Source organism: Litorivivens sp. (genome assembly GCF_041625495.1).
Taxonomy (GTDB): domain Bacteria; phylum Pseudomonadota; class Gammaproteobacteria; order Pseudomonadales; family Spongiibacteraceae; genus Litorivivens.
In genome coordinates this window covers 20,984-35,487 of sequence record NZ_JBFJTH010000018.1, presented here as the reverse complement: position 1 = coordinate 35,487, position 14,504 = coordinate 20,984, and the positions used below count along the sequence as shown (strand labels likewise).

General features: G+C 54.0%; 13 protein-coding genes. 8 read left to right on the top strand and 5 right to left on the bottom strand.

Annotated features, from left to right (window positions below; genetic code table 11):
• The 6 genes from ftsA to mutT all read left to right on the top strand — a co-directional run.
• On the top strand, positions 1 to 1,118 hold a 1,118-nt coding region (gene ftsA, locus ABYP39_RS03715; protein WP_372781185.1), incomplete at its 5' end, for a cell division protein FtsA.
• A 56-nt stretch (positions 1,119 to 1,174) separates the two neighbouring features.
• A complete protein-coding gene (gene ftsZ, locus ABYP39_RS03710) occupies positions 1,175 to 2,323 on the top strand; it encodes a cell division protein FtsZ (RefSeq protein ID WP_372758509.1) in 1,149 nt (382 codons plus the stop codon).
• 98 nt (positions 2,324 to 2,421) lie between these two features.
• Positions 2,422 to 3,336 carry a UDP-3-O-acyl-N-acetylglucosamine deacetylase gene (gene lpxC, locus ABYP39_RS03705; RefSeq protein WP_372748729.1) on the top strand — a complete coding sequence of 305 codons (915 nt, stop codon included), beginning with the start codon at positions 2,422 to 2,424 and terminating at the stop codon, positions 3,334 to 3,336.
• Positions 3,337 to 3,540: 204 nt separating this feature from the next.
• Complete coding sequence (gene secA / locus ABYP39_RS03700; RefSeq protein WP_372781183.1) at positions 3,541 to 6,261, top strand: preprotein translocase subunit SecA; 2,721 nt, start codon at positions 3,541 to 3,543, stop codon at positions 6,259 to 6,261.
• 3 nt (positions 6,262 to 6,264) lie between these two features.
• Positions 6,265 to 7,479 (top strand): bifunctional glutamate N-acetyltransferase/amino-acid acetyltransferase ArgJ, encoded by a 1,215-nt coding sequence (gene argJ / locus ABYP39_RS03695; RefSeq protein WP_372748731.1) that lies wholly within the window; start codon positions 6,265 to 6,267, stop codon positions 7,477 to 7,479.
• Positions 7,442 to 7,882 (top strand): 8-oxo-dGTP diphosphatase MutT, encoded by a 441-nt coding sequence (gene mutT / locus ABYP39_RS03690; RefSeq protein ID WP_372781181.1) that lies wholly within the window; start codon positions 7,442 to 7,444, stop codon positions 7,880 to 7,882. The genes argJ and mutT overlap by 38 nt, the downstream gene beginning before the upstream one ends.
• Here the strand turns inward: mutT and ABYP39_RS03685 are convergent.
• Genes ABYP39_RS03685 through pilB form a run of 5 tightly spaced genes read right to left on the bottom strand, consistent with a single transcriptional unit; the run spans position 7,856 to position 12,498 of the window.
• Complete coding sequence (locus ABYP39_RS03685) at positions 7,856 to 8,095, bottom strand: DNA gyrase inhibitor YacG (RefSeq protein WP_372763608.1); 240 nt, start codon at positions 8,093 to 8,095, stop codon at positions 7,856 to 7,858. The two genes, mutT and ABYP39_RS03685, sit on opposite strands and share 27 nt — an antisense overlap.
• The gene (gene coaE / locus ABYP39_RS03680; RefSeq protein ID WP_372748734.1) at positions 8,079 to 8,690 is read right to left on the bottom strand and encodes a dephospho-CoA kinase; all 612 of its coding nucleotides are present in this window, start codon (positions 8,688 to 8,690) and stop codon (positions 8,079 to 8,081) included. The genes ABYP39_RS03685 and coaE overlap by 17 nt, the downstream gene beginning before the upstream one ends.
• The gene (locus tag ABYP39_RS03675; RefSeq protein WP_372748735.1) at positions 8,690 to 9,556 is read right to left on the bottom strand and encodes an A24 family peptidase; all 867 of its coding nucleotides are present in this window, start codon (positions 9,554 to 9,556) and stop codon (positions 8,690 to 8,692) included. The genes coaE and ABYP39_RS03675 overlap by 1 nt, the downstream gene beginning before the upstream one ends.
• Before the next feature lie 2 nt (positions 9,557 to 9,558).
• Complete coding sequence (locus ABYP39_RS03670; RefSeq protein WP_372781179.1) at positions 9,559 to 10,779, bottom strand: type II secretion system F family protein; 1,221 nt, start codon at positions 10,777 to 10,779, stop codon at positions 9,559 to 9,561.
• 3 nt (positions 10,780 to 10,782) lie between these two features.
• Complete coding sequence (pilB, locus tag ABYP39_RS03665) at positions 10,783 to 12,498, bottom strand: type IV-A pilus assembly ATPase PilB (protein WP_372763605.1); 1,716 nt, start codon at positions 12,496 to 12,498, stop codon at positions 10,783 to 10,785.
• 391 nt (positions 12,499 to 12,889) lie between these two features.
• Here pilB and ABYP39_RS03660 point away from each other — a divergent pair, with 391 nt between their 5' ends.
• The gene (locus ABYP39_RS03660) at positions 12,890 to 13,750 is read left to right on the top strand and encodes a DUF3014 domain-containing protein (RefSeq protein ID WP_372781177.1); all 861 of its coding nucleotides are present in this window, start codon (positions 12,890 to 12,892) and stop codon (positions 13,748 to 13,750) included.
• Positions 13,751 to 13,818: 68 nt separating this feature from the next.
• On the top strand, positions 13,819 to 14,457 hold the full coding sequence (gene can / locus ABYP39_RS03655) for a carbonate dehydratase (protein ID WP_372749805.1): 639 nt from the start codon (positions 13,819 to 13,821) through the stop codon (positions 14,455 to 14,457).
• Positions 14,458 to 14,504 lie beyond the last annotated feature (47 nt).

Sequence of the window (14,504 nt, the reverse complement as noted above, 5' to 3'; positions counted from 1 at the left end):
CCCATCCGTCGCGCGGCATGAAGAAAGGCGTGGTAGTGAACATTGAATCCACGGTTCAGTCGATTCAGCGCGCGGTGGAAGAGGCCGAGTTAATGGCTGGCTGCCAGATTCACAGCGTATACGTGGGTATCGCCGGCAGCCATATTCGCAGCCTCAATTCTCACGGCATTGTGGCGATTCGCGACCGTGAAGTGTATCCGCTTGATCTGGAACGGGTCATAGATGCCGCGCAGGCGGTAGCGATTCCAGCGGATCAGAAAGTGTTGCACATACTGCCGCAGGAATACGTGGTGGACGATCAGGAGGGAATCCGAGAACCGCTTGGTATGTCGGGCGTGCGGCTCGAGGCGAAAGTGCATCTGGTGACCTGTGCCGTCAATGCGGTGCAGAACATCGAAAAATGTATTCGGCGCTGCGGTCTTGAGGTTGAAGACGTCATCCTCGAGCAGCTCGCGTCGAGCTATGCAGTGCTTACAGAGGATGAGAAAGAGCTCGGCGTTTGCATGGTAGATATCGGAGGTGGCACGACGGATATCGCCATCTTCACGGAAGGAGCTATCAAGCACACGGGTGTGATTCCTATTGCGGGTGATCAGGTGACTAACGACATAGCCATGGCGCTGCGCACACCCACCCAATACGCGGAAGAAATCAAAATCAAGTATGCCTGCGCACTTACTCAGCTAGCCGGCGAAGACGAAACTATAAAGGTGCCCAGTGTGGGAGAGCGGCCGCCGCGCGACCTGTCGCGACAGCAGTTGGCGGCGGTGGTGGAGCCTCGATACGACGAGCTGTTCACCCTCGTGCAGGCCGAACTGCGTCGCAGTGGCTACGAGGACATGATCGCTGCGGGCATCGTACTCACCGGCGGAACATCCAAAATGGAAGGTGTGATCGAATTGGCCGAGGAAATCTTTCATATGCCAGTCCGCCTGGGCGTGCCTCAGGATATTAGCGGCCTGACTGACATTGTGCGCAACCCCATCTATTCAACCAGCGTGGGGTTGCTGCAATACGGTTTTAAACAGCACGGTAGTGACGTTAGCAGAAAACGCAGCAAGCACCTCAATGTCAGTTTTGTTGAGCGCTTGAAGCAGTGGATACAGAGCAATTTTTAAGTTTAGTAACCGGGTTCACATACGCTGAGCCCAATCGCTAAAAAGGGAGAAAGACCATGTTTGAACTAGTAGACAATGTACCGCAAAGTGCAGTCATTAAAGTCATCGGCGTTGGTGGTGGTGGCGGAAATGCTGTGAAACACATGATAGCCAATCAGGTGGATGGCGTAGATTTTATCTGCGCAAACACCGACGCTCAGGCGCTTACGGACATCTGCTCGCGCACTGTCCTGCAACTGGGCAACAACATTACCAAGGGGCTGGGAGCCGGCGCCAATCCGGAAGTGGGTCGAAAGGCTGCGATGGAAGATCGCGACCGCATTCAGGAAGCGCTGGAAGGTGCCGATATGGTCTTCATTACTGCTGGCATGGGTGGCGGTACAGGGACCGGTGGCGCGCCGGTGGTTGCAGAGGTGGCACGCGAGCTGGGCATTCTGACCGTTGCTGTTGTAACCAAGCCGTTCCCTTTCGAAGGACGTAAGCGGATGGAAGTGGCTGAGCAGGGCATGCGTGAGCTGCGCGAGCACGTGGACTCACTGATCACCATTCCGAATGAGAAGTTGCTGAGCGTACTGGGTAAAAACACTAGCCTGCTGGACGCTTTCAAAGCGGCCAACAATGTGTTGCTCAACGCGGTTCAGGGTATCGCTGACCTGATTATCCGTCCGGGCATGATCAACGTTGACTTCGCGGACGTGAGAACGGTTATGTCCGAGATGGGAATGGCCATGATGGGCTCTGGTATTGCCTCGGGCGAGAATCGGGCTATCGAAGCCGCAGAGGCGGCGATTCGCAGCCCACTGCTGGAAGACGTCAACGTGCAGGGCGCACGGGGTATTCTTGTGAATATCACGGCGGGTCTGGACCTGTCTCTGGGTGAATTCTCCGATGTGGGTGACACTGTGCGCGAGTTTGCCTCTGACCAGGCAACTGTAGTCGTGGGTACGGTTATCGATCCTGAAATGACCGATGAGCTACGTGTGACCGTGGTAGCTACCGGGCTTGATGGTGGTGATATCCCATTGAAAGTAGTAGAAAATAAGCCTTCTGAGCCAAAAACGGCCAGCGACTATCGGCAGCTGGATCGGCCAACCGTGATGCGCAAATCTGCGCCTGCGCGAGAGGCGGTCGCGACGGCTCCGGTAGAGGATCGCGACATGGAATATTTGGATATTCCAGCGTTCCTTCGCCGACAGGCTGATTAAAGGCGTTGCTGGTCACAATTTAGCCAGCTGACATTTGGTGAATGGCGTTTGCTCTGTTAACATGCGCTAGCCTCTGCATGTGAGAAATTAGCAGGATAATGATTAGACAACGCACATTGAGAAACACGATCCGCGCCACTGGCGTGGGGTTGCACACGGGTGAAAAAGTATATCTCACCCTCAAGCCGGCTCCTGTGGATAACGGCATTGTATTTCGCCGTACGGATCTGAATCCGGTTGTCGAGATTCCTGCGCGAGCAGAGAATGTGGGCGATACCACGCTGTCTTCGACCTTGGTCAAAGACGGGGTGCGTGTGTCAACCGTAGAACACCTATTGTCAGCCATGGCTGGATTGGGAATCGATAACGCCTTTGTCGAGCTCAGTGCAGCTGAAGTGCCTATTATGGATGGTAGTGCAGGGCCTTTTGTTTTCTTGATCCAGTCCGCTGGTATTGAAGAGCAGAATGCCGCGAAGAAATTCATCCGTATTAAAAAGGAAATCACGGTTAAGGATGGAGACAAGGTAGCCAGTTTTCTCCCTTTTGATGGCTTCAAGGTCTCCTTTACCATTAACTTTGATCACCCGGTATTTCGTGACCGCAGACCCAAAGCTGAGCTCGATTTTTCCAGCACCTCGTTTGTAAAAGAGGTCAGCCGTGCACGTACCTTTGGCTTTATGCATGAGATCGAATATCTGCGCTCGAAAGGTCTTGCCCAGGGCGGTAGTGTCGACAATGCGATTGTTGTTGATGAATACCGCATCCTGAACGAAGACGGGCTTCGCTACGAAGATGAGTTTGTGAAACACAAAGTGCTCGATGCTATCGGCGACCTCTATCTATTGGGCTACAGCCTGATTGGAGAGTTTCGTGCGTATAAAAGTGGTCATGGGCTAAACAATGCCTCGCTGCGTGCCCTCATCGCACAGGAAGATGCCTGGGAAATGGTAACTTTCGACGATATCGCAGATGCGCCGATCTCTTACGTAAATCCTGTCGCAGCGATCGGCTGATCGTTGTACCTCCGGGCCTTTACAGGCGTGGAAATCCCCGTCTTTCTATGCGATATTGGCGCACTTGCCGATATCGCATCACCGCGCAATTGCCTGGTGATTGCCACCCAAAGCCCACGTTGTGTTTTCCATGGTGATAGCCAGCATGTGGGCATGTATCCGGCACACCACTCATTCAAAACGAAGTTACAAGCGAATTCATAGATGATAGCTGGCGTATTCAAGAAAATTTTTGGCAGCAAGAATGATCGAGAACTCAAGCGTATGGGCAAGCTGGTGCTGCAAGTTAACCAGCTTGAAGACGACTTTAAGGCTCTCAGTGACGAAGCCTTACGCGGAAAAACGGCCGTCTTCAAAGAGCGCCTGAGTAACGGTGAGTCGCTCGATGCCCTGCTGCCGGAGGCCTTTGCCGCAGTGCGCGAGGCGAGCCGACGGGTTATGGGCATGCGTCACTTCGATGTCCAGCTGATCGGTGGCATTACGCTGCACGAAGGCCGCATTGCGGAAATGAAAACGGGTGAAGGTAAGACGCTGGTCGCGACTCTGCCGGTCTACCTGAATGCGTTGACCGGGAAAGGCGTCTATGTAGTGACCGTCAACGACTATCTGGCGCGACGTGATGCCGAATGGATGCGTCCAGTGTATGAATTCCTGGGCCTGAAAGTGGGCGTTGTTGAGTCTCGTCAGGACGGCGCGGCCAAGCGTGAGGCCTACCAGGCCGATATCACCTACGGCACGAATAACGAATTTGGGTTTGACTACCTGCGAGATAACATGGCGTTTTCGCTGGAAGATCGTTACCAGCGCGGGCTGCATTTCGCGATAGTGGACGAAGTTGATTCGATTCTGATCGATGAGGCGCGCACGCCACTGATTATTTCCGGACAGGCCGAGGACAGCTCGCGGCTGTACAAGCGGATTAATCAGTTTATTCCCAGCTTGGTCGCTACAGATCCGGATGATCCGGAGAGCGAAGGCCATTACAGTATTGATGAGAAGGCGCGTCAGGTTGAGCTGACAGAGTCTGGCCACGAGCTGGTGGAAGAGCTGATGGTGAAAGACGGCTTGCTTGAAGAAGGCGATAGCCTCTACGCTGCGACCAACCTCAACCTGTTGCACCATGTATATTCAGCGCTGCGCGCGCATGTGTTGTACCACCGCGATGTGGAATACATCATTCAGGATGGTCAAGTGGTGTTGATCGACGAGCACACTGGCCGCACCATGCCTGGGCGCCGTTTGTCCGAAGGTCTGCACCAGGCGATTGAAGCCAAGGAAAATGTCGACATTCAGGCTGAAAGCCAGACTCTGGCCTCTACCACCTTCCAGAATTATTTCCGGCTGTTTGAGAAGCTGGCAGGGATGACCGGTACTGCCGACACGGAGGCCTTCGAGTTCCAGCATATTTATGGTCTGGATGTGGTGGTTATCCCCACCAACAAACCCAGTCAGCGCCGTGACCTGAATGACCTTGTGTACCTGACTAAGGATGAAAAGTACGACGCCATTGTCGAGGAAGTACGCGAGATTATCGAAAAAGGTGCCCCCGTGTTGGTTGGTACCGCGTCCATCGAGACATCCGAAGAAATGTCGCGGCGCTTCAAGACCGCAAAAATCGACCATAACGTGCTAAATGCCAAATTCCATGAGCGCGAAGCCGAAATTATTATCCAAGCCGGTCGCCCGGGTGTGGTGACAATTGCCACGAACATGGCCGGTCGCGGTACCGATATCGTTTTGGGCGGCAACGTCGAGGCCGAAATCAAGGCGCTGGATAAGGCGGATGAGGCAGAAGCTCAGAGAATGCGCGCCGAATGGGAAGTGCGTCATCGTCAGGTGCTGGACGCCGGGGGACTGCACATTATCGGTACCGAGCGTCACGAATCTCGCCGTATCGATAATCAGCTGCGAGGTCGCGCAGGGCGTCAGGGCGATCCCGGGATGTCGCGGTTTTATCTGTCGCTTGAGGATAACCTCATGCGAATTTTCGCCTCCGATCGTGTGCGCAATATCATGCAGGCGCTAGGGCTCGAGAAAGGTGAAGCCATCGAGCATCGCATGGTAAGCAATGCCATTGAAAAGGCCCAGCGCAAGGTTGAGGGGCGAAACTTTGATGTGCGTAAGCAGTTGTTGGAATACGATGATGTTGCCAACGACCAGCGCCGGATTATCTACCAACAGCGCGATGAGCTGTTGGAAGAAGATGATATAACGCCAATGCTCGAGGCCATCCGCGCAGATGTCGTAAACGGCGTAATCGATGAATATATCCCGCCCCAGAGCATTGAAGAGCAGTGGGATGTTCCGGGCCTGGAAAAACGTCTCGAAGCCGAGTTTGCGATTAAGGCTCCGGTTCGAGAGTGGCTGGATGCCGACAGTGCACTCCACGAGGAAAGTCTGCGAGAGAAGTTGCTCGAGGAAGTAACCAAAGCCTATCAGAACAAGTGTGAAGGCATTGGTAAGGACATGCGGCGGGTAGAGCGCCACATTATGTTGCAAGTGCTCGATACCCTGTGGAAAGAGCATCTGGCGACGATGGACCATCTGCGCGCGGGTATTCATCTGCGCTCCTATGCTCAGAAAAACCCGAAACAGGAATACAAGCGTGAAGCCTTTGAGCTATTCCAGGAAATGTTGGAGTCACTCAAGCACGAGGTGATTCGCTTTCTGGCCCATATCCAGATTCAGCGCAGTGACGAAGTTGAAGCGCTGGAAAAAGAGCGGCGCGAAGCCAGTGCTCGTCAGGCCATGGAATTTCAGCACGCCGAAGCTTCTGCGCTTGAGGCAGATCAGGTCGGCGACGATGACGGCGCGCCGGGCGCGGAACCATTTGTGCGAGACGGCCGTAAAGTCGGGCGCAATGAACCGTGTCCCTGTGGCTCAGGCAAAAAATACAAGCAATGTCACGGCCGGTTGGGAACTTAAGATATGGCAGTAGGAAGTGGTGAGTTGCCAGTATTGCACCCGGTTGATGGTGTAAGAATTGCGATCGGCAGTGCTGGCATCAAGCGGCCTGGACGTAAAGACCTAGTGCTGTTCGAGATTGCTGATGGCGCCAGTACAGCGGCGGTATTTACCCAGAATAGATTCTGCGCGGCGCCAGTCCAGGTGGCTCGTGAGCATCTGCATGCGGGGTCGCCGCGCTACCTGCTGATTAACACCGGCAATGCCAATGCGGGAACGGGGCAGCGTGGTCTGGCATCGGCGCGCCGCAGCTGCGAGGCATTGGCGGAGATTGCTGGCTGCGAGCCCCATCAGGTATTGCCGTTTTCAACGGGTGTTATCGGTGAAACACTACCACTGGCAAAAATTGAGGCGGCAATGCCAACCCTGCCAGAGCTCCTCAGTGCAGACAACTGGCTGGCTGCCGCGACCGGGATCATGACCACAGATACCCGACCAAAAGCCACGTCATTGAAAGTACCCGGTACTCCATACACGATCACGGGCATTTCTAAAGGCGCCGGGATGATCAAACCCAATATGGCTACGATGCTGGGTTTTGTGGCAACGGATGCGGCAGTAACGCCGGCGGTGTTGCAGCGTTTATTGGACGACGCAGTGAACCGCTCGTTTAACCGGATTACTGTTGACGGTGATACCTCCACGAATGACGCCTGCGTGTTGGTGGCAACTGGCCAAGCCGGCGGTGATGTCATCGATGGAACTGAATCACCTAGCTACGAGGCGCTTAAAGCGGGGCTTGATCAGGTGATGATAGAGCTGGCGCAAGCTATTGTCCGCGACGGAGAGGGCGCTACCAAGTTTGTGTCAGTCAAAGTTACTGGCGGACAGCGCAATGCAGAGTGTCTTAAGGCTGCTTTTACAGTGGCAGAATCGCCGCTGGTGAAAACAGCACTATTTGCGAGCGACCCGAACTGGGGGCGCATACTTGCTGCGCTTGGACGCGCAGGTATTGACGATCTCGATGTCGAGCAAGTCAGCGTATCTATTAATGGTGTTGTTGTAGCCGAGGCCGGCGGTTTGGCGGAGAGTTATACCGAGGCGGCCGGCAAGCAGGCAATGGCCCCGGAAAATATCGATATTCTTATCGATCTTAATCGGGGTGATGCGGTAGAGACGGTCTGGACTACCGACTTGTCGCATGACTATGTCACCATCAATGCCGAATACCGTTCCTAATAATCGGCAGCGCGTTCATGTGGCTGCCGGAGTAGTCGTGAAATCCGGCAGCGTACTGATTGCACAGCGTCACGCCAATGCGCATCAAGGTGGGCTATGGGAGTTTCCAGGCGGCAAGCTGGAATCTGGAGAGTCCGTTGAAGCTGCTCTTGGGCGCGAGCTGAATGAAGAAATGGGTGTGACGGTTCGTCAGTGCCGTCCGCTGATGCAGGTGGCTCACGATTACAGTGATAAATCGGTGCTGCTGGATTTTCTGCTGGTGGAAGATTTTTCAGGTCAGCCGCAGGGGCGTGAAGGTCAGCGTTGGCTTTGGTGCCCGCTCTCCGAGCTGGCAACTTATGCCTTTCCCGAGGCTAATCAACCGGTCGTTGATCGCCTACTCGAAATTTTCAAGATCGCCTGAAAACACGTCGCTCATCAAATCATCACCCGCTACTACCCGCTCCCCATTGGCCCAAGCAATGAAATCTCCGTTTTTACAGCTCTCTGAGCAGAAAGGACGAGATGGGTTCTGCTGGCTCCACACCACATCGGCCTGACAGCCGGGGCACTTTACCCGCAGTGTTTTTTGTGCGGCTGTGGAAGATGCTTTTGCTGTCTTAAGCTTGGTTGGCATGTGACTTCGCCAGCTCCAGGTAATGTTTGTGTAGGTTTTCGACCGCGCTATGCAGGGATTGCAGGTCGCCGTCATTGCAAATCACGTCGTCAGCGGCGTCTAGACGCTGCTGACGTGTGGCTTGCGAGGCTATGATGCTTTCCACTTGCGCGCGATCATTGTTGTCCCTAGCCATCGTGCGGCTGATCTGCACTGACTCCGGTACATCGATAATAAGCAGTCGCTGACACCAGGCTACCTGTCCAGACTCAACCAGTAAGGGCGAGACAAACAGCACATACGGGCTGCTGGCGGACATAAGCTGACGTCCGGTTTCCTCGGCTATCAATGGGTGCAGTAGCGCTTCCAGCCACTGCTTTTCTACCTCTGATGAAAAGATGATTTTACGCAAGGCCGCGCGATCCAGGCTGCCATCGGCGAGTAGAATTCCATTGCCGTGACGCTCAGCTATCGCCTGAAGGGCGGTAGAGCCGGGCTCGACAACTTCTCTGGATACCTGGTCAGCATCCACACAGGCAATGCCCAGCGATTCAAAATGAGCAGACGCAGCCGATTTTCCGCTGCCAATGCCGCCAGTAAGGCCTACTACAAACATTATCTCAAGCCAGCAAGTTGCAGATATTGATTGACGATCAGTTCACCCCAAAACAGCGTGATCAAACCGGCTCCTGCCAAGTAAGGGCCAAAAGGTATAGTGCGATTGTGGTCGGACTTGTTTAGCGCGAGGTAGATGGAACCGACGATCGCACCTACCAGTGACGACAGTATGATAATGACAGGCAGTTGTTGCCAGCCCAGCCAAGCACCCAGTGCGGCGAGGAGCTTGAAATCTCCATAGCCCATGCCTTCTTTGCCCGTGATCAGTTTGAACAACCAGTACACGGACCACAGGCTGAGGTAGCCGACGGCTGCACCCCAGACCGCATTGTCCAGCGTGATTGGGCTGAAGCCCAATGCGCTGAGCAACAGGCCGGCCCACATAAGGGGCAGAGTAAGCTGGTCTGGAAGTAACTGGTGGTCTATGTCGATGAACGTAAGAATCAGCAAAGTCCAGCAGAGGGCGGCGGTGGCGAACCCGTAAGGGCTTAGGCCAAACAGGTAGAGACATGCCAATCCCAGCAGTGCAGTGCACAACTCAACGATCGGGTAGCGCAAGCTGATGGGTGCCTTACAGGCTGCGCACTTTCCGCCCAGCAGGATGTAGCTGATCACCGGAACGTTGTGCCAGACTTTTATCGGCGTTTTGCAGCTCGGGCAGTGGGAGTTGGGAATTGCAATATTGAAGTTTTGCGCAGAGTCGTCTGCTTCTGTGTGTTCGCTTTCCAGCAGCAGCTTACATTCATTGCGCCATACTGCTTCCATCATCAATGGCAGGCGATAGATAACCACGTTGAAAAAGCTGCCTATCGCAGCGAAAACCACAAAGCTGACGGTGTACGCCAGCAATAAACCATCGGTCATGATTAAACAGCTGCCCCCATTGCGAAGATTGGCAGGTACATAGCAATCATCAATCCACCTACCAGCACGCCCAGGACCGACATGATGAGTGGCTCTAACAGCGCGGTCAAGCCATCCACGGCGTTGTCCACTTCGGCCTCATAAAAGGTGGCGACCTTGTCGAGCATGTCATCCAGTGAACCAGACTCTTCACCAATAGACACCATCTGCAGCAGCATATTCGGGAACAGCCCTGTCATCTTGATGGACATATACAGACTTTGACCGGAGGTCACATCAGCCCGCACTCGGTCGATGGCTTCTTTGTATACCGCGTTACCGGCAGCACCGCTAACGGATTGCAGAGCGTCCACCAGGGGAACACCGGCTGCGAAGGTGGTGGCGAGTGTTCGCGAAAAACGCGCCACAACAGCATTGTTGACAATGTCGCCAACCACCGGCGCCTTCAGTGCAAGGGCGTCCACTTTGTCGGAGAAAGTCTTAGAGCGCTGGCGGGCTTCTTTAAAGCTATAGCTGGCGACAACAATGATGCCGAGACAGATAAACCAGTTCGCTTGCATCCATTCAGACATGGACACCACTAGCTGGGTAAAGGCGGGTAGCTCGGAGCCGAAACTCTCAAAGGTGGTTGCAAACTGTGGCACAACCTTCACTAACAGAATGCCGGTCACCACGATGGCGACACATACAACCGCAATAGGGTAGTTCATGGCCTTCTTTATTTTGGCTTTGAGGGCTTCAGACTTTTCCTTATAGGTCGCCACGCGGTCGAGCATGGTTTCCAGTGTGCCGGATTGCTCGCCTGAGTCGACCAGGTTGCAAAACAGGTCATCGAAGTATTTAGGGTGTTTGGTGAGTGACTTGGCAAAACCGGCACCCGAGGCCACGTCAACTTTTATTTCGCTGATCAGCTTGCGCAGTGTCGGGTTTTCGGCGCCTTCAGCCACAATTTCGAAGCTTTGAATCAGCGGGACACCAGCCTTCATCATAGTGGCCATCTGGCGGGTAAAAATGGCGATGTCTTGTGGTGTAATCTTTTTGTTGGATTCAAACAGCGGCTTTGGTTTCTTTTTAACGCTTCTGGCGGTTATGCCCTGTTTTCGCAATTGCACCTTGACCACGGTGGCATTGGTAGCGGTCACTTCGCCGCGTGTCTTTTGCCCTTTTTTATCGACGCCTTGCCAGACAAAGGTCGTCGTTTTTGTTGCGGTAGAGGTGGCCATAGATTAGTCCTTGGTAACGCGGTTAACTTCTTCCAGGCTGATAATGCCGGCGGCGCATTTTTGCAGCGCGGACTGGCGCAGGCTGTTGAAGCCGTGTTTTTGTTGTTGCGCCGCAATCTGCAGAGAATTGCCGTCCTCCATGATAATTTGCGCGATCTCCGGTGTGATGCGAACCACTTCATAAATACCGGTACGACCTTTGTAGCCCTTGTTGCAACGGGCGCAACCAACGGGTTTGTTGATGGTTGCGCTGGCAATTTGTTCTTCGCTGAAGCCCGCTTCTACCAGTGTTTCATGGGGAAGCTCGGCAGGTTGCGTGCACTCGCCACACAGTCGGCGTGCCAGTCGCTGCGCAATAATCAGGCTGACCGAGGTGGCAATATTAAATGACGGCACCCCCATGTTGCGCAGGCGCGTTAGCGTCTCGGCTGCACTGTTAGTGTGCAGCGTGGATAGCACCAAGTGACCGGTCTGAGCGGCTTTGATCGCAATTTCAGCGGTTTCCAGATCCCGTATCTCACCGACCATGACGATATCCGGATCCTGTCGGAGGAAGGAGCGAAGTGCGGAGGCGAAGTCGAGCCCTACCTTCGCATTTACATGAACCTGGTTGATACCTTCCAGGTTGATTTCCACCGGGTCTTCGGCGGTAGAAATGTTGGTTTCTGGTGTGTTTAGGATATTAAGGCCGGTGTAAAGCGATACGGTTTTACCGGAACCTGTGGGGCCAGTGACCAGAATCATACCTTGTGGTTGGCTGAGCGCAGCCATGTACATTTCTTTTTGGTCTGGTTCATAACCCAGTGCGTCGATACCCATCTGCGCCGACGTGGGATCCAAAATCCGCAGTACGATCTTTTCGCCCCACAGGGTTGGCAGGGTATTGACCCGAAAGTCGATCGATCGTGTTTTCGACAGCCTCATCTTGATCCGGCCGTCCTGCGGAATCCTGCGCTCGGAAATGTCCATATCCGACATGATTTTCAGACGAGCAGCCAGCTGTCCGGATATTGATTTCGGGGGTTTGGCGACTTCATGCAGAATGCCGTCAGTTCGAAAGCGTACCCGGTAGGTTTTTTCGTAGGGTTCAAAGTGAATATCCGACGAGCCGCCGCGGATGGCGTCTAGAAGAACCTTGTTGACGAAGCGAACTACCGGCGCGTCGTCACCCTCTTGTTTGGCATCACCACCGGCATCACCATCCTGATCTACCGCTTCTACTTCCAGGGCATCAAGGCTTTCATCGTCGAGGTCGCCGAAGCCTCCGCCGAGCGGTTCTTCTTGGGCTTCAACGAACTTGGGCACCATTTCATTGAGTAGTGCCTCGTCGACCACAATGGGCTCGACCGCCAGATTGGTGTGAAACTTTATTTCATCCAGCGCCCGCAAATTGGTCGGGTCAGCAATAGCGATAAACAGTTTTTTGCCGCGTTTGATCAGCGGTAGCACCGAGTGCTTGCTCAGCAGTTTGGTGTCAATCAGATCGCGCGGCGCATGTTCCAGGTTGAACGCACGTAAATCGAATAGCGGCGACCCAAATTCCTCTGATGCGGCCTGGGCAACAAGAACACCATCAACCAGCGACTTGCTGACCAGATAGCGTCCCAGTGTGGTTTTTTCCTGCTGGGCTGCTTCCAGTGCATCAAGCGCCTGCTCATTGGAGAGCACGCCGTCGTTAACGAGGCGTCGGGCCAGACTATTGAGAGAAACTTTTTGCATTGTCGCTGCCATGGTTACTGCCGATGTGTCGTTAGTATAGCTGCATTGTCGTTAATCAAGGCCAGTCGCGCCGCTGTTGATTATCGTGATATCGGCAGCACTGCCAGCTAACGCTGTGTCGGGGCGTCAGCGGATTGACCCAAAGTGGCGTCACGTTAAGGAGTGTTAACTAATTTTCCTTTTAAATCAAGGGTATTAGAGTCATTATGAGGTCGCTGTCTAGTTTTGGCGCAGGCGTTAACCCGTGACTGACCGGGCGTGTGCCGCGAATACCCATAAAAAAGCGTGGTGGGTCATTCATCGGCTTGCGAGGTTGTCGCGGCTAGCCCTTGGCATCCGGGTGAAATCGCCAGTATGATGCCACGCATAAAGTGAAAAAAAGGATGTGGTTGTGAACGGAAAAGTCATTCTTGCGATACTTGTCGTCATTTCTGGGGCTGTGGGCTACGTGTTTTACAGTTCGACCCAGTCTGAATGGAACGAGGTTGAACCGGTTTCAGAATCGGCAGAGTCAACAACAAAAGAAGACGCTGTAACTGTTGAGCCGGAACCAAAATCGGTACCCAAGAAAGACCCGGCTCCGGTGGTGGAGGCGCCAGCCCTTACTCCGGCCGTAACTACTGAAACGGAACAGGAAGAGCCGAAAGTGGCCGCGCCTGACCTGGTGACGGCGCCGAAGAGCGTCAATAATAGTGATGCTCGGGTGAAAGAAGCTATCACCGACCTTGCTCAGCGCATGGTTCGCTGGATGGTGCCGGCTGAACAGGTACGCAAGTGGGTATTGACTATTGATCTTGTGGCTGACGGAAAAATTCCTTACAAGCACGCTCCGATCAAGTATGACCGCGATCCCTTTCTGGTGTTGCCCGCTGGTGATGAAACCTATGTGTCTGACAGCGGTAATTATTCGCGCTGGGATGATCTGATAGGCGTGATTTCCGAGGTTCCAGTACAGGACGCAGCGCGTTACTACCGCGAGTGGTTGCCTCTGTTTGAAAAGGCCTACGATGAGCTCGGTAAGCAGGGCAATTTCCACGACCGCTTTATGGCTGCGCTGGGGCAAGTGCGTTCTGTCAGCGAGCCACCTATGGGCGCAACATTGGTTCGCCCTCATATTTTTTATCAGTTTGCCGATCCTGAGCTGGAGGCCGCATCAGCTCTTACTAAGTGGATGTGGCGTCTGGGCCCCGAAAATATGCTCGAGCTTCAGGATTTCGCGCGTAACCTCAGTGCTGAACTTACCTACCGATAGGGGTAGAATATCGCGGGGACGAAGAGCCCCGCGACTCTCACTGACAACGAAGTAACGAGATATACCCTATGGATTCTTCACGTAACCTGCTGGAAAACAACCGGCAATGGGCCGCCGCGATCAAGGCGGAAGACCCCACTTTCTTTGAGCAGCTTTCTGCTCAGCAGACCCCTGAATACCTTTGGATTGGCTGCTCCGACAGCCGGGTTCCGGCTAATCAGATAGTCGGTAAGATGCCGGGGGAAGTATTTGTCCACCGCAATATCGCCAACGTGGTAATACACACGGATCTCAACTGCCAATCGGTGATTCAGTACGCGGTAGAAGTGCTGAAAGTAAAGCACGTGATCGTCTGTGGCCACTATGGCTGTGGCGGTGTGATGGCGGCCATGGGGAGCTCGCAGTTCGGGCTTATTGATAACTGGTTGCGCAATATCAAGGACGTTTACCGTCGGCATGAGCAAGAGTTGGCAGCAATCGAGGATGAAACGGAGCGCGTCAACAAGTTGTGTGAATACAATGTGCTCGCGCAGCTTGAAAATGTGTGCCACACCACCACCATTCAGAATGCTTGGGCGCGCGGCCAGGAGCTGTATGTTCACGGCTGGATTTACAGCATTAAAGATGGGCTGATTCGCGATTTGCGCTCAACGATCTCTGCGCCAGATCAGTTGTCTGATGTCTATCAGGTAGCCAGTCAGGAGTAATCTTACTGCCGTCACCCGTCTGGGTGGCGAGCCCTCTCCAATAGCCG

Excerpts from the sequence above, each read along its gene's own strand:
- can (WP_372749805.1), top strand. The coding sequence starts at position 13,819 with ATGGATTCTTCACGTAACCTGCTGGAAAACAACCGGCAATGGGCCGCC.
- pilB (WP_372763605.1), bottom strand. The coding sequence starts at position 12,498 with ATGCAAAAAGTTTCTCTCAATAGTCTGGCCCGACGCCTCGTTAACGAC.
- ABYP39_RS03670 (WP_372781179.1), bottom strand. The coding sequence starts at position 10,779 with ATGGCCACCTCTACCGCAACAAAAACGACGACCTTTGTCTGGCAAGGC.
- coaE (WP_372748734.1), bottom strand. The coding sequence starts at position 8,690 with ATGTTTGTAGTAGGCCTTACTGGCGGCATTGGCAGCGGAAAATCGGCT.
- ABYP39_RS03675 (WP_372748735.1), bottom strand. The coding sequence starts at position 9,556 with ATGACCGATGGTTTATTGCTGGCGTACACCGTCAGCTTTGTGGTTTTC.
- mutT (WP_372781181.1), top strand. The coding sequence starts at position 7,442 with ATGACTATGTCACCATCAATGCCGAATACCGTTCCTAATAATCGGCAG.
- ABYP39_RS03685 (WP_372763608.1), bottom strand. The coding sequence starts at position 8,095 with ATGCCAACCAAGCTTAAGACAGCAAAAGCATCTTCCACAGCCGCACAA.
- argJ (WP_372748731.1), top strand. The coding sequence starts at position 6,265 with ATGGCAGTAGGAAGTGGTGAGTTGCCAGTATTGCACCCGGTTGATGGT.
- secA (WP_372781183.1), top strand. The coding sequence starts at position 3,541 with ATGATAGCTGGCGTATTCAAGAAAATTTTTGGCAGCAAGAATGATCGA.
- ftsZ (WP_372758509.1), top strand. The coding sequence starts at position 1,175 with ATGTTTGAACTAGTAGACAATGTACCGCAAAGTGCAGTCATTAAAGTC.
- lpxC (WP_372748729.1), top strand. The coding sequence starts at position 2,422 with ATGATTAGACAACGCACATTGAGAAACACGATCCGCGCCACTGGCGTG.